General features: G+C 71.0%; 5 protein-coding genes and 1 tRNA gene. 5 read left to right on the forward strand and 1 reads right to left on the reverse strand.

Annotation, left to right across the window (positions count from 1 at the left end):
* Positions 1–107: 107 nt before the first annotated feature.
* From ACZ5MC_RS07275 to ACZ5MC_RS07285, 3 genes are all read left to right on the forward strand, one after another.
* Entirely contained in the window at positions 108–4,886 is a 4,779-nt protein-coding gene (locus tag ACZ5MC_RS07275) for a nucleotidyl transferase family protein (protein WP_306599652.1), read from the forward strand.
* 598 nt (positions 4,887–5,484) lie between these two features.
* Positions 5,485–6,858, forward strand: a complete 1,374-nt coding sequence (gene gdhA, locus ACZ5MC_RS07280; protein WP_306599653.1) for an NADP-specific glutamate dehydrogenase — start codon at positions 5,485–5,487, stop codon at positions 6,856–6,858.
* Positions 6,859–6,977: 119 nt separating this feature from the next.
* Complete coding sequence (locus ACZ5MC_RS07285; RefSeq protein WP_464517401.1) at positions 6,978–8,195, forward strand: hypothetical protein; 1,218 nt, start codon at positions 6,978–6,980, stop codon at positions 8,193–8,195.
* 12 nt (positions 8,196–8,207) lie between these two features.
* Here the strand turns inward: ACZ5MC_RS07285 and ACZ5MC_RS07290 are convergent, their stop codons facing one another.
* Positions 8,208–10,043 (reverse strand): DUF4382 domain-containing protein, encoded by a 1,836-nt coding sequence (locus ACZ5MC_RS07290; protein ID WP_306599655.1) that lies wholly within the window; start codon positions 10,041–10,043, stop codon positions 8,208–8,210.
* Positions 10,044–10,213: 170 nt separating this feature from the next.
* Between ACZ5MC_RS07290 and ACZ5MC_RS07295 the strand changes: the two genes are divergently transcribed.
* Both ACZ5MC_RS07295 and ACZ5MC_RS07300 read left to right on the forward strand, forming a co-directional pair.
* Positions 10,214–10,299: transfer RNA gene (locus ACZ5MC_RS07295), tRNA-Leu, on the forward strand.
* A 141-nt stretch (positions 10,300–10,440) separates the two neighbouring features.
* On the forward strand, positions 10,441–15,390 hold the full coding sequence (locus tag ACZ5MC_RS07300; protein ID WP_464517402.1) for a beta strand repeat-containing protein: 4,950 nt from the start codon (positions 10,441–10,443) through the stop codon (positions 15,388–15,390).
* Positions 15,391–15,415 lie beyond the last annotated feature (25 nt).

Below are 15,415 nucleotides of genomic sequence, written 5' to 3' on the forward strand. Positions count from 1 at the left end.
CCCGCTGAAGAGTATAGGTGCGCCCCCCGCGGCTTGCCCGGGAATGCTTGACAAGGGCCCCTCCGGAGGTTCGAATTAGCCTCTGATCAGAAACCTGGGGGGGTCGGGTGTTCGATGCTGTCCTCTTGCGTCACGGCTGGACCGTGGCCCCCGCGTCCCTCGCACGGGCCGGGGCCGCGGAGGCGCCTCTGGACGAGGCCCTGAGGCTGGCCCTGGAGATCGCCCGGGAGGACGTGCCCGAGACCCTGGACGCCTGGCGCGAGGCCATGCAGGCCGAGGCCCGCCGGAGGCTCTACCCCCAGCGCTTCGGCACGGGCGAGGGCCGGATCCTGGGCGTGGCGGACGCGTTCTTCCCGCTGGCCGACGCGGCCCGGCTCCGGCTGCCGGCGCCGTCCAGCCTCTCCGCGCGGCTGCCCTTCCAGGCCCTGGCGGAAGCCGAACAGGCCCCGTGGCCTTCCGGGGAGCAGTACCGGCGGCTCCTGGGTCACCTGGAAGAGGAGGGGTTCCTGGTGGCCATGGCCATGGCCCAGTTCTGGCGGGGCTTCTCCATCCAGGACCACGTGCTGGGCGTCACCGGCCTGGCCCTGTGGATCGGGCGGCAGCTGGCGAAGTCCATCCCCGTGGACCTGCCCCTCCTGCACGGCGGCGCCATCGGCCACGACGTGGGCAAGTTCGGCTGCGTGGGCGACGAGGCCAAGCGCATCCCGCGCCTCCACTACTACTACACCCACCAGTACTACGCCTCCCGGGACCTGGGCGGCCTGGGCCACATCGCCACCAACCACTCCTGCTGGGACCTGGAGCTCATCCGCCTGCCCATCGAGACCCAGGTGCTCATCTACTGCGACTTCAGGGTCAAGGACGTCAAGGGGCCGGACGGGAAATGGCGCATGGAGGTCATCTCCCTCAAGGAGGCCTTCGACACCATCCTGGACAAGCTCGAGGACGTGGACGCGGAAAAGCGCCTGCGCTACCAGGCCGTGTACCGCAAGCTCCGCGACATGGAGGACTACGCCCTGAGCCTGGGCGTGGAACTGGACCCCCCGGGGTTCGAGGTGTCCCGGCGCCGCCGGCCCTGGCTCCCCCCCGGCCTGGACATCGTCGCCCTCATGGCGGGGAATCAGCGCCCCGACACCGTGGCCCTGGCCGCCGGCGGCCAGGTGCCGTCCACCGCGCGGCTCGTGGCCACGGCCCACAACATCGGCGTGATGGAGCGGCTGCGCGATCTCCCGGCCCTGCGCCGGCTCCTGGAGGAGGCCCGGAGCTTCAACGGCTGGCGGGACCTGCGCACGTACGTGGGCATCGTGGGCGACTACGCCCCGGCCTTCTCCGAGGAGCAGAAGGCCCTGGCCCTGGACTTCTTCCGGGAGCTGCTCAGCCACCCCGACGACGACATCCGCTACCAGGCCGCGTGCCGCATGGCCGACCTCCTCGCCCTCGGGGAGGTGGAGTGGCGCAAGGACCTGCCCGTGGGCGCCGCCCTGGAGGAGCGCCCCTGGGTGATGCCCCACGTGATCGCCGTGCTGGACCTGCTGGACCTGGCCCCGAAGGAGGCCGCCGAGGACATGGGCCCCGAGGAGCAGATCCTCTACGGCGTCCCCATCTTCCTTCGCCGGTTCTTCAGCCGCGCCAATCCGAAGCTGGCCGCGGAGGCCCTGCCCCAGGTGGTGGAGCGCCTCCTGGGCCGGGCCGCGGACCGCCGTCCCCTGTCGGCGCTGTACACCTGCGAATCCTTCGAGCTGCTGGCCCGGGAGATGGACCCCGCGGGCCGCCTGAGGCTCCCCAAGCTCATCCGCACCTGGGGCTTCCACGAGGTGGCCAACGTGCGCCTCATGGCGTGGCGCGTGCTCCACGTGCTGGCGAACTTCGGCCAGCAGGAGCCCGCCCTCCTGGAGGAGGTGGGGCACTGCGTGGACGCCCTGGGCGCCTACGCGAGACCCACGGCCACCGTGGCCGAGCTCTTCCTGCTGGAGCGCTGCGCGGCCCTGTCGGGGCGCGCTGTCCTGGCCGACCGCTGCCGGGAGATGCGCGGCAAGGGCCGCAGCCCCATCCGCGAGGTGATGCTGCGCAACCTCAAGGGCCAGACCGGCTGGGTGGAGAAGAAGGTCGCCTGCGACTTCCTGGTCTCCCTGGTGTCGGGCCCGGACTTCGACTCCCGGCTCGTGGGCGAGGTGGGCTTCCACCTGGCCAACCTGCTCAAGGTGAGCCGCGTGGAGGGCACCCGCTTCCACGCCGGGCGCTGCCTGGTGGGCCTCATCCCGCTGCTCACCGACACCCAGCGCAACGACCTCGCCATCGAGCTGCTGCGCTCCCTCCAGCTGGACGGGGAAGGGGTGACGCGGTACCTCCCCCGGTTCCTGGGCCCGCTCCTGGCGAGCCTCCCCGCCCAGGAGCTGGACGAGCTCCTGGACGACATGGCCCTGGACGCGCGCAGGGGAGCGGAGGGCCTCCAGCAGCTCCTGGTCCAGGCCTCGACCTGGCTCATCCTGGCCCTGCCCCTGGAAGCGATGGGCCGCATCCTCCGCCTGGCGGGGCTCCTCCTGGGGGCCCTGGCCGACAGCCGGGTCTCGGTGGCCCACGAAGGCTACGCCCACGTGGCGGTGCTCCTGGACTGGCTGCGCGAGGCGCCCGATCCCCGCCTGGCCCCCATCCTCGCCCACGTCACCAAGAAGGTGCTGACCCTGGTCAAGCACCTCCCGGGGGAGCGGGCCCGGTTCTTCCTGGCCGCGGAGGCCCTGTCGAGCCTGGACAAGGCCCTTGCGGCCTGTCCCGTGGCCTTTCCCCGCGCCCCCCGGGTGGGCTTCCTGCCGGGGACCTTCGACCCCTTCACCTCCGCCCACGGGGAGATGGTGCACAAGGCGCTGGCCCATTGCGAGGAGGTGTTCGTCCAGGTGGACGACTTCTCCTGGCGCAAGCACGCCCAGCCCCGGTACGTCCGGGACGAGCTCGCCTGGATGGCCCTGTCGACCATCCCCGGGGCCTACATCTTCCCCTTCGATCCGCCCGTGAACATCGCCAACACGGAGAGCCTGGTGGAGCTCCAGGCCAAGCTCGGCCGGCGCCCCCTGCACCTGATCGTGGGCACCGACGTGCTGGAGGGGGCCTCGGCCTACCGCAGGCCGGCATCGCCCATCTGGGCCATCCCGCACCTCCTGATCACCCGCGAGGAGGCCAACTCAAGGCGCTGGGAGGGCATGCTGGAGCAGTTCACGGCCGGGGTGCAGGTCTTCCAGGTGGGCGCCCGCATGAAGACGGTCTCCAGCACCTCCCTGCGCGAGGCCTTCGACCGGCGCGGGGAGCTGGACCTGTACTGCGACCCGCTCGTGGCCCGGACCCTCCTGGAGCGCCGGCTCTACGTCAACTACCCCGCCCGCAAGGAGGAGATCTTCGAGTCCCAGTGGAAGCTGCGCTTCGCCCGGGAGGGAAGGGGGCTGCCCACGGGCCTGGTGCCGCTGGCGCAGCTGGACACGGTGCGCGCGGTGACGCGCTGGACGGGCCACAAGCCCCGCACCGCCGTCCTGCAGTCGCGGGAGACCGGGGAGGACCTGGCGGCCATCACCTGGGTGGCCGGCACCGCCGCGGCCCTGCCCGTGGCCCTGGAGGACGAATCCCTGGCGGGGCTGGCGGGAGGCCGGCTGATGGGTTCGGGAGCCCTGGTGGAAGCCGTGGGCTGCAGCCCCGGGGACACTTCCCTGGTGGACCTGGACCAGCTCCTCTCCCGCATCATCGGCCAGTGGTTCAGCGAGGGCCTCCTCTTCGCCCTCATCGGCGTGCCGGAGCAGGGCGGGGAGCGGCTCTGGAAGCTCCTGCGCCACCACGGCGCGGGCTGGCTGGGGGACCACGCCGGCGGCGCGCGCGGGTTGCGCTGGGCCGGCATCGAGCTCACCCGGCCCCTGGTGATGATCCACGACCTGGAGCAGCTCCTCCAGCACCCCTACCTGGGCGCGGAGCCGGTGGAGGAGGTCATCCTGAAGCTCCGCAGGTCCCTGGCCGGGTTCTTCGCCGAGCGCATGCCCGGCAGCGGCCTCCTGCACATCCACGAGAAGGAGATCAAGCGCCAGCTTTCGGCCTGGACCCAGGAGCGGCTCGCCAAGGAGGGCCCCGGCTGGGTGGCCCTGGGCCTGGGGCGGCAGTTCTCCCGGGACACCATCGGCAACGTCCCCACCCTCTCCCTGGACATCGAGCGCTACCTCACCGGGCAGGGCTACGAGGCCGGCGTGGGCCCCTCCTACGGAAGCCCCAGCCTGGAGCGCCAGCTGACCACCGCGCGGGAACTGGGCCGCAACGCCATCCTCCTGGTCCCCTTCCTGGACAGCGCCGACCAGGTGATCCGGATCCAGGAGGCCTGCCGGAAGGTGAAGATCCGGCTGCGGGAGGTCTTCGTGGGCGCCACCAGCGCCTCCGTGAACGCCGCCCTGCACATGGCCGGCGTGCCCCACCGCACCGGCCTGGTGGTGCCCCACTGGCGCGGCGTCGTGCGCGAAAGCGCCGTGATCCCCTTCGTGGGCGGCTGGACCATCCGGGACCGCCGCTCCATGGGCCTGTCGCTCACGCCGAGCCTGAACGACTGCCTCCCCTACCACAACCCGCACCCCCTCGGCCTCAGCTCCGAGGAGGCCCTGGACTTCTCCCGGCTGGCCCTGGAGCAGTCCGCCCTCCTCTTCCAGGTCCTGGAGGACGCCTTCCGCGCCCACGAAGGCCGCCTCCTGAGCCTGGCCGACCTGGCCGCCGTGGTGCGCCACCCCCGGTGCCCGCCCTTCCCGAGGGGCTTCGTGCCGCCCCGGGACTGCGCTCCCAGCGAGTTCATCAGCCAGGACCTCGAGGCCCTGGCGCGGCTCCTTCCGGACGCCCACAAGGACCATCGGGCGGGATGGGGAAGACGGTGACGGGCCCCGCGAGGGTCCCGCGCGGCGGCGCCTGGATTCAAGGCTCCTGACGGTCGCCCGGACGACATATCCGGTGGGGCAGGGAAGGCGGTGGCGCGACCTCCGCGTTGAATTCTTTTTGCCCAACGCCGGTCCCGCGCACGTTCGATGCATGGCGGGCCGGTGAATCGTTTCCTGTTCGTAAAACCGCCGAAAATCCCCCCTCCGCAGTTCCCCCGCCAAGCCTGTGTCCGGCCTCCCGGAATCCGGAGCCACTTTGACGGTCCGTCAACCAAATAGGCGATCGAGCAAATAATCGATGAATCGGACCCTCCGTCCGCCCGGACCAATAGGGATGAATCATTTAATGCATTCAGGGGGCTTCGTGATGAATGTCACAGGATTTAGGAAGGGCCCAAATAGTTATTGACCCAAAAAGGTACCTTCTGATAATTGGGGCCGAGAACGCTGAGGTTCACAAAGTGTTCCCAGAGGCAGGCCTCCATTGGATCCAGCCTCCTGGGAGGTGTTTGTCCAGCCCCGGACCGGGGCCCGCAGAGCCGTACCTTCCCCCCTGTAATCCAACCACCCCCCCCGGGGCAACTCCAAGGAGTCATTTATGACCTTCTCACTCACACTGCCCGTCTCCAGTGTCAGCCAGTACGTCCAGATCTTCTTCGACAGGCTCATCGCCAAGAACCCTGGAGAGAACGAGTTCCACCAGGCGGTGAAGGAGGTCGTGGAAACCCTGGTGCCCTGCCTGGAACGGCACCCCGAATACCTCAGCCACCGGATCCTCGAGCGCATCACCGAGCCGGACCGCATCATCCAGTTCCGCGTCACCTGGCAGGACGACAAGGGCGAGATCCAGGTCAACAAGGCCTACCGGGTGGAGTTCAACAACGCCATCGGGCCCTACAAGGGAGGCCTTCGCCTGCATCCGTCGGTGAACCTGGGCATCCTGAAGTTCCTGGGCTTCGAGCAGATCCTCAAGAACAGCCTCACCACGGTGCCCATGGGCGGCGCCAAGGGCGGGTCGGACTTCGATCCCAAGGGCAAGTCGGACTGGGAGGTCATGCGCTTCTGCCAGGCCTTCATGAAGGAGCTCTTCCATCACATCGGCGCCAACATCGACGTGCCCGCGGGCGACATCGGCGTGGGCGGGCGCGAGATCGGCTACCTCTTCGGCGAATACAAGAAGCTCACCCACTCCTGGGAGGGCGTGCTCACCGGCAAGGGCCTGGCGTGGGGCGGCTCCCTGATCCGGCCGGAAGCCACCGGCTACGGCGCCACCTATTTCGCGGAGGAGATGCTCAATACCCGCGGCGACAGCCTGAAGGGCAAGATCTGCGCCGTGTCGGGCTCGGGCAACGTGGCCCAGTACACCATCCAGAAGGTGAACCAGTTCGGCGGCAAGGTCATCACCCTTTCCGACAGCAACGGCACGATCGTGGACAAGAACGGCATCGACGCCGACAAGCTGGCCTACGTCCTCGACCTCAAGAACAACCGCCGCGGCCGCATCCAGGAGTACGCCGACAAGTTCAAGTGCGAGTACTTCGAAGGCATGCGCCCCTGGTTCGTGAAGTGCGACGTGGCCTTCCCCAGCGCCACCCAGAACGAGCTGAACAAGGAAGAGGCCCAGATGCTCGTGGACCACGGCTGCTTCGTGGTCTCCGAGGGCGCCAACATGCCGAGCACCCCCGACGCCGTCGAGGTGTTCCTCAAGCACAAGATCCTCTACGGGCCCGGCAAGGCCGCCAATGCCGGCGGCGTGGCCACCTCCGGCCTGGAGATGGCGCAGAACGCCTGCTTCTCCAACTGGAGCACCCAGGAGGTGGACGCCAGGCTCCACAACATCATGAAGGGCATCCACAAGACCTGCGTCGACACCGCCAGGGAGTACGGCGACCCCGGCAACTATGTGCTCGGCGCCAATATCGGCGGCTTCATCAAGGTGGCCAACTCCATGATCGACCAGGGCCTCGTCTAGGCTTTTAGCGAACAAGCTGGCCGGCGGGGACGTCTCGTTTCCGCCGGCCATCCTGACGCTTCCCGGCCTGTGCTATGCTCATCGGCAAAATCACAGAAACATGGCTGCGGGAGCGGGACATGAAGCTCTTCGGGAACGAACGCGTGGCGCTGGCGGATGATCCGGCCACCGCGGAGCGTCTGGGATGGACCGTGCGCAGGCGGTCCGCCCCGGCACCGGAGATCGTCCTGGCGCCGGTGGCCGGCGACCCCCGGCGGGAACCCTGGATCGCCCAGGGGCGGGTCCCCCCCGGCGGGGGTGCCGGCATCCTCTGGAAAGGGCATGGGCGGGACTGGACCTACCTCCGGGAGGCGCCCGGCGTGGACCGGTACCTGCGGGCCCTGGCCAGGCCGCCCAGGGTGCGCGACTTCACCGTGGGCATCTCGGGGCTGGGCCGGGTGGGGGGCCTCGCCGCCTCCGCGCTTTCGGCCGCGGCCACCGCCCACACCCGCATCGGCACCCTCCTGCTCCACGACTGCGATGCCGGCAACCTCGAGCGCATGGTTCAGGAGCTGGGCTCCGTGGCCAGCTGGAGGGGGAACTCCCCGCTGCCCCGGGTCGAGGCCGCGGGCCTTCCGGAGATGATGCGGCACTGCGACGCGTTCCTGTTCGCCGCGGCCAGCGCGGTGCCCCCTCTGGGCACCCCGGGGGACGTGCGCCTTCCCCAGTTCCAGCCCAACCGGGCCTGCCTGCAGGGGGCCCTGGACGCGGCCAACGCGGAGGGCTACGCGGGCCTTTTCCTGATGGTCTCCGACCCCGTGGAGGTCCTGGCCCAGACCGCGTTCCACGACAGCAACGCCCCCGGTGGGGCCTGGCTGGGCACGGGGCTCGCCCCGGAGCGCCTGGGAGGCCTGGCCCTGGGCGTGATGTGGGGCCGGGCCATGGCCGAGGCCGCGGCCGTGGGCCAGCGGGAGCGCGTGGCCCGCACGGGCGTGCCCTACGGACCCCATTCCGCCGAGGTGCTGGTCTTCGACGACCCCGCCGCACCGGACCCGGCCCTCTGCGAGGCCATGACCCGCACGGCGCGCACCGGCAACTACCGGGTGCGGGACCTGGGCTTCCTCCCGTACATCGGGCCGGCCCTCTCCTCCATCGTGCTCACGCTCCCCGAGCTCCTCGCGGGCAAGGAGGTGCTGGCCAGCAGCTTCGTGGACGGCGTCTACTTCGGCGCGCCCTGCAGGCTCCGATGGGGCCTTTCGCCCACGCGAAGGCGCATCGCCCCGGAGGTCCGCGGGCAGCTGGAGGACCTCCACCTGCTGCTGCGGAACCGGATGTCGGGCCTGGGGATCGCCTTCTAGCGCCGCCGGGCGCTAGTTGATGGTGAACACCTCCACGGTGTACGCGTGCCAGTCGAAGGCGGTGCCGTTCTTCACGGGGCGCACCCAGATGCGGGCGCCTCCGTAGGAGCCGGCGGCGGGGGGCGCCAGAAGGGTGGCCCACTGGGCGTGGTCCACCGGGGCCTGGAACGTGAACAGGCGGGTGGCGCCGTTCCAGGTCACGGACTCCACCACGGTCTGGAGATCCCCGGTGAAGTCCAGGGTCACCGTCATGGGGGAGAAGGCGGGCCCGGCGAAGGGCGTCTGGTAGCTGATGCCCAGGGTTCCGGAACCGGCCGCGGGGCCGTCGGAGTAGGCCTTGGTGATGACGGCAACGGGGAGCCGTTCGGGCGCCAGGATCAGCTGGTGGACCTGCCAGGAGCCGGAGACCGTGTCCCAGGCGAGGTTGGCGTATCCGGCCGCGGGGAGCCTGGCGGCATTGGCGGCGGCGAGGGTGTCCACCAGGTCCTGCACCACGCTGCTGGCGCCTGACGGAAGGCCGAAGTACCACCAGCTGAAGGGGCTGGCGGTGCCCTGTTCGTAGGCCCAGGTGCGGGCGCCGGGGTCGTCCGGGCCGTTCACGATGCCGCCGGCCATGGGCAGGTGGGTCAGGGCGGGCCACCCGAAGGTGAGTCCCGTGGCGGTGGCGGAGGTGACGAAGCCCTCGTCATGGGCGTTGTTGACGTTGACCGCCGTGGCCGTGGTGCCGGCGCTGTCCAGCTGCACGTCCACGCGGACCCCGCGCCAGATGTTCCGGAGGGGGGCGGTGCCCGTGCCCATGGCCACGGTGCTGTGGAAGGTCCACACCGTGCCTGCATCCACCTTCACGGTCTGGCCCAGCCAGCGCTCCCGCAGGGTGCTGGCGGCGACGTTCTTCGTGAACACGGTGAAGGAGCTGCCGGCGAGGTCGACGCGGCGCACGAGGCCCTCGGGGGTTCTCGCGGGGAGGGTGGCCGCGTCGGCGGCGTACCACACGCGCCGGGCGTAGAGGCTCCCGTCGGCGTTGAGGTTCGAGGCCACCAGCGCGTAGGCGCCGGCCTTGAGGCCCGCCAGGGTGCCGGCGGCCTTGGCGTCGGCGTCCAGGTAGATGGTGCCGGCGTCCACCCCGTAGGTGAAGGAGGCGCCCCGGGCGTCGGTGAGGGTGAACCCGGTGGCGGTGGCGGCGGTCACCTTCCCCAGCTTGCGGGCGAACTGCAGGTCCTGGATGTTCGCGGGCAGGGCCTTGTGGCGCACCTGGAGGTTGAGGATGACCTTCTGCACGCCGCCGATGGTCTCCTGGACGATGGAGAGGGGATGGGCGAGGTCGAAGTCGGCCTGCAGGCTGGCCGTGGCCCCCGCGGCCACCGTCAGGGACGGGTCGATGACCACGTTGATCTGGCCCTTGCCGGAGGGGTCGATGACGGTGATGTCGGCGGCGGGAATGGCGGTCCCGCCGTCGTCCACGAGGATCATGGAGGCGGGCGTGGTGTCGATGGTGAGCTGGAGCCGGTCGTAGGTGCCCGCGGCCACGGGGACCTTGCCCAGGAGCTCGGCCACGCTGGCGAGATCCACGAGGTTCACCATGCCCGAGGCGGGGTTGGCCGGGTCCGCGGCCCACACCTGGGTCCAGGCCTGGTCGGCCTGGTTGCGCAGGCTCGCGGTCTTGAGCACCACCGACACCTGCTGCCAGGAATCGGAGGGGGCGTCGGTGACCGCGAGGTTCAGGCTGCCGGTGCCCGCGGCGTGGGCGGGCCGGGTCCCGCTGGCGGTGCCGCCGCACGCGGCCAGGATGCCGAGTGCCGCCAGGGCGGTCAGGAGGACCCCGGATCGGAAGGAACGGGAAACGTTCATCGGATACTCCACTGGAAGAAGGGGGAACATCCATGTTCCAGAGTGGACAGTGCCAAAGGATGACTCCTGGAGAAGGCACGGTAAAGGGTACGGAACGGATTTTTCCCCCGGGTGCAGCGTGCGGGATGGTCCGGACCCCGCCCGCCCCGGTAGACTGGAACCCAAGCAGGGCCCCCATGGCGGAATGGCAGACGCTGGCGACTTAAAATCGCCCTCCAGCAATGGAATCCCGGTTCGACCCCGGGTGGGGGCACCATGCCCGCGGCTGGAACCGGCAACGCGGGAGGGACCTCCGGACGAGTCCTTGCAAAGAGGAGAATTAGATCAACTTTTCCGGCCGTGCCACCGATAGGTTCCTCAGCGGGCTTTTGCCCGCTCGGTGCTCCGGAGACTCGGAATGGAAAACCACCACGGTTCTGGGGGCAACCTGTCTGGATACTTCCGGAACGGAGGGCTCTGCCTCCTCCTGGCCCTGGCCCTCGCATGCGGCGGCGGGGGAGGTGGCGGAGGAACGACCGCTCCGGCGGCGCCCGCGGTCCCCGCCATCGGCTCCTTCGTTCCCAGCCCGGCGACGGTCGTGCCCGGGCAGGCCTCCACCCTCTCCTGGACCGTGAGCGGGGCCACCTCGGTGATCATCGATCACGGCGTGGGCGCCGTCCCGGGCACCTCCGCAACCGTCAGCCCCGCCTCCACCACCGTGTACACCCTCACGGCCGCCAACGCCTCCGGCACATCCACCGCCGCCGCCACCGTCACCGTGGTCCCCCCCGCGGGCATCGCCAGTTTCACGGCGGCCAGGAGCATCCTCACCGCGGGCGCGGCCACGACCCTCACGCCCGTGTTCACGGCGGCCACCGGAGCCGCCATCGACCAGGGCGTGGGCGCCGTGACCTCGGGCACGCCCGTCACCGTGGCGCCCGCCGCCACCACCACCTACACGCTCTCCGTGCAGGGCGCGGGCGGCACGGTCACCTCGGCGGTGACGGTCACGGTGGTGGCGGCCCCCGCCATCGCCGCCTTCACGGCGGTCCCCGGCGCCGTCCTGCCGGGGGGCGCGGGCCAGCTGTCGGCGGTCTACGCCGGAGGGACCGGGACCGTCGACCACGGCCTCGGCGCCCTGCCCAGCGGCGGCACCCTGGCCACCGGGGCCCTGGCGGCCACCACGGACTTCCGCCTCACCGTCACCAACGCGGCCGGCGACGCCGCCACGGCCCTGGCCACGGTGGCCGTGGGACCCGGCGTGGCGATCACCTCCTTCGCCGCCTCCCCGTCCACGATCACCGCAGGCGCCGGAACCGTCCTCACCCCCGGCTTCGTGAACGCCGCCTCCGCGGCCATCGACCCGGGCGTGGGCGCCGTGGCCAGCGGCACCGGCTACCCGGTGACCCCTTCGGCCACCACCACCTACACCCTGTCGGCCACCGGCCTCGGAGGCCCCGTCACCCGGTCCCTGGCGGTCACCGTGGTCCCCCCCGCGGCGGTCGCGTCCTTCACCTCGGCGGTCCCGCGCGTCGTGGCCGGCACCGCCACCACCCTCACCCCCGTCTTCTCCGGCGGCTCGGGCAGCATCGACCACGGCGTGGGCGCCGTCGCCAGCGGCGCGCCGGTCCCCACGGGCGGCCTCGCGGCGGCGACGACCTTCACCCTCACGGTGACCAACCCGGCCGGGGACGCCGTCACGGCCACGGCGGCCGTCGGGGTGGACTGCCAGGTCACCTATCTGGCGGGAGCCGGCGGTTCCATCCTCGGCGCCGGGACCCAGACGGTGGCGCCCGGCGGGACCTGCTCGGCCGTGACGGCGGTGCCGGCCGCGGGCTGGCACTTCACCCAGTGGAGCGACGGGTCCGCGGCCAACCCCCGGACGGATGCGGCCGTGGCCGGGAACCTCACGGTGACGGCTGGATTCGGCATAAACGCCTATGCTCTCGCCTATGCGGCCGGCGCCAACGGGAGCCTCTCCGGCGTCCCGGCCCAGACGGTCGCCTACGGCGCCAGCGGAACCCCCGTGACGGCGGTGCCGGCCACGGGTTGGCACTTCGCCCAGTGGAGCGACGGGTCCGCGGCCAACCCCCGGACCGACTCCGCGGTGGCCGGTGACGTCTCGGTCACGGCCTCATTCGTCATCAACGCCTATTCGCTGGCCTACGCGGCGGGGGCCAACGGCTCGCTCGCCGGCGCCGCCTCCCAGACCGTCAACCACGGCGCCTCGGGCTCCGCCGTCACGGCGGTGCCGGCCCCGGGCTTCCACTTCACCCAGTGGAGCGACGGCTCCGCCGCCAATCCCCGCACCGACGCCGCGGTGGCCGGCAACCTCGCCGTGTCGGCCGGGTTCGCCGTCGACACCTGGACCCTGGCCTATGCCGCCGGAGCCAACGGCTCCATCTCGGGCTCCGCGTCCCAGACCGTGGACCAGGGGTCCTCCGGCTCCGCCGTCACGGCCGTGCCCGCCACCGGCTACGCCTTCGTGCAGTGGAGCGACGGTTCCGTGGCCAACCCGCGCACCGATGCCGCGGTGGCGGGGAACCTCTCCGTCACCGCCTCCTTCGCCATCCGGACCTTCACGGCCACGTTCGCCGCCGGCACCGGCGGGTCCCTGGGCGGCAGCACCTCCCAGACCGTGGCCTACGGCGGCAGCGCCACGGCGGTGACCGCCATCCCGGGCGGGGGCTACTCCTTCCTGAACTGGACGGGCCCGGGCGGCTTCGCCTCCACCGCGGCCAATCCCCTGACGGTCGCGAACGTGACGTCCGACCTGGCCATCACGGCCAACTTCACGACGCTGTTCGTGGTCCAGTTCGCCGCGGGCTCCAACGGGTCCCTGACCGGATCCACGAGCCAGGCCATCGCCTCGGGGGGGAGCGCCAGCGCCGTCACCGCCGTCCCGGCCGCGGGCTACGCCTTCCTCAACTGGACCGGGACCGGCGGCTTCGCGACGACCTCCGCCAACCCCCTCATCCTCGGCAACGTCACCGCGAACATGACGGTCACGGCGAACTTCTCGCGCCTCCCGGTCATCAACAACTTCCATGCGCTCGCGTCCACCATCGGCCGAGGGCAGCAGGCCAACATGGCCTGGAACGCCATGGCCTTCACCACCAGCGCAAGCATCGACAACGGCGTGGGCCCGGTCGCCATCACGACGAGCATGGCCCAGACGTACCCGATGGTCACCACCACCTACACGCTCACCGCCGTCAACGCGGTGGGGACCTCCACGGCCTCGGTGACCTTCACGGTCATCCCGCCGCCGGCCATCACCTCCTTCACCGCCAGCCCCGTGGACCTGGCGCCGGGGCAGGCCACCACCCTCTCCTGGGCCGCCACGGACGCCGCCAGCTACAGCATCGATCACGGCGTGGGCGCCGTCGCCGGGACCTCGGTGTCCGTCGTGCCGCCCACGGGCTCCACCACCTACCGGCTCACGGCGACCAGCGCCTACGGCTCCACCTCCGCCACCGTGACCGTGAGCTCGGGTCCCCCGGTCAACCTGGCCTACGGGGTCAATCCGGCGGTCTTCACCCGGAACGCGGCCATCACCCCCGACAGTCCCGCCAACGGGGGCGGGCCGATCACGTCGTACACCGTCGCGCCGGCCCTCCCCGCGGGTCTCGCGCTCGACCCGTCCACGGGCGTGATCAGCGGGACGCCCCAGTCCGCCAACGTGGCCACCTCGTACGTCGTGCGCGGAACCAACAGCTACGGTTCCTGCCAGGCGACCCTGATCCTCACGGTCAACGACGCGGCCCCGGCCTTCTCCTACCCGGCGTGGGCGCACGACTTCCAGCTGAACGCCCCGATCGCCGCCCTGGCCCCCGTGAACACGGGCGGGAGCTCCACGTCCTGGAGCATCAGCCCGCCGCTCCCTGCCGGCCTGGCCCTCGACCCCGCCACCGGCCGGATCTCGGGCACCCCCACGGCCACGGCATCCTCCCAGGCGTACACCGTCAGCGCGGCCAATTCGGGCGGCACCGGCAGCGCCTCCGTCACCCTGTCGGTGGCCGTGGGCGCGCCCATCATCACGGTCCAGCCCGCCGGGCAGATCCTGTCGCCCGGCGATCTCCCCTCCCTGGGCGTCACCGCCTCGGGGACCGGGCCGCTCTCCTACCAGTGGTACCGCAACGGCACCGCCATCGGGGGCGCGGGCGCCGGCACCTACGCGCCCCCGGCCTTCCAGGCCGCGGATGACGGGACGATCTACACCGTCTCGGTGAGCGACACGTTCGGCAACACCACAGCAAGCACCCCCGCCACGCTCTCGCTGCTCCATGACCTCACCGCCTGGCTCACGGCCAACCCCGACGTGGCCGCGGCCATCAAGTGGCAGTTCAAGAGCGCGGATCCGGCCAACTACTACCTCGCCCCCGACGACACCTCCAAGATCGCCTGGGCCGCCTGGAGCCCCGGCCAGAAGGCGGATCTCGAGCAGGCCTACCTGGACGCCGCCGCCTGGTACTCCCAGGGCATGCCGGCCGTGACGATGGTCCCGGGGGGGCCCGGCCTCACGGACCAGCCCGTGAACCTCCACCCCTCCGTGGCCAACGACCTCAGCACCACCTTCGAGCAGGTCTCGCCCGCCTACATGTGGAAGCTCTACACGGCCCACGTGGCCTTCTCCCTCCTGCTGGAGACCTCCCGTCAGGTCCCCTGGAGCGTCAAGGACTACCCCGCGCCCAACCTGGCCTGGATCTTCGACAGCGCCACCATGGCCTGGCTCACGCCGCCCAACACGAACGTCTACTGGATGGGCACCTACGAGAGCGCCTGGGTGCCCTCCCTCCGGGCCAACAACCGCCCCCGCACCTCCTTCGCGGATCCCAGGTGGACCTTCCGCTGGCTCCGCGAGGCCGGGATCCTGGGCTCCACGCGGCTCGCCACCATCGGCGGCACCCTGGACTGGATGCGCCAGAACATGACCCACTTCTTCGGCGGGGACACGTTCGGCAACGACGCCGCCGTATGGCAGTACCGCGGCTGGTCGCCCATCTCCGCCATCGTCTACGGCACCACCGACCTCAACAACCCGGGCTACGGGCTGCGCCACTGGACGGCGGGGTGCCACGGCAGCACGGGCTTCGTGCATTCGGCCCTGCGGGTGGTGAACATCCCCGTCCAGCCCGTCTGGGTCACCGGCCACGAGCTGATGTACTTCATGAGCGAGGACCTCTACATGGACCACGGGGACGATCCCTACAACCAGGTGGTGAAGGCCTCGGGCGCGCCCAGCCTCGGCCTGCTGATCGACTCGGCCACCTGGCGGCTCCGCTTCGGAGCGGACGAGACCGTGAACATCCTGGACCCTAATGATCCGGTCAAGATCTGGATCGGCTTCGCCGCCTCCCAGTTCTAGGGATAGAATCTAGGGGTTTCGATTG

The sequence above is a fragment of the Mesoterricola sp. JemC181 genome, assembly GCF_055384585.1.